At 45.0% G+C, this 595-nt stretch carries 1 protein-coding gene; it reads right to left on the bottom strand.

Annotated features, from left to right (window positions below; all coding sequences use genetic code 11):
• A partial coding sequence (locus R8N49_RS28820; protein WP_318190661.1) for an outer membrane beta-barrel protein occupies positions 1–394 on the bottom strand: 394 nt, incomplete at its 3' end.
• Positions 395–595 lie beyond the last annotated feature (201 nt).

The raw sequence follows: 595 nt of genomic DNA, 5'->3' as shown, positions 1-595 counted from the left end.
CAAAGCTAAAGCCTTGATCTTTATTAGGGCCTACATTTTGTTGGTCGATCTGGACACTAGAATAACCGGCAAGTCCGTAAAGTGCTACACGCTCGGAGACAGGCATATTCAACTTAATAAAACCACTCGCAAGACTATCTACTGCAAGTCCGCTATCTCGTTGTACAGAAGTTCCGTAACGTGCTTCAAAAGCGAGGTAATCATTGAAAAAGTAACCAGCTTGCGCTTGAAGAAGGAAAGGGTTCCCCTCGGTTACTGGAGAAGAGGAATGATGAAATTCAGCGTTAGAGTAACTTACTAACGCACCAGCATAAAAATCTGCTGAGGCAGAAAATGAGCACAAGCCTAAGCTGATTGCACTCAACGCCCCTAGCCATGGTCGGTTATTAATCACGTAAGTGTTCCTTGGGTGTCGACTGACCGCTGCACATTATGAATGACGCGCGCAGTGAATGTCGGTTAACTTTTGTCAATTTCATTTGTGCGTTTCCACGCTACCGCCCGGCGGCATTACGCGTTAGCCACTGTTCGCTGATTCCCGATTCATTCGGTTTATTGATATAACTATTCTTTTTAAGCCTCACTTTTGCGACTA

The organism is Vibrio sp. 1978, assembly GCF_033344345.1.
This window is presented reverse-complemented; position numbering and strand designations above follow the sequence as displayed.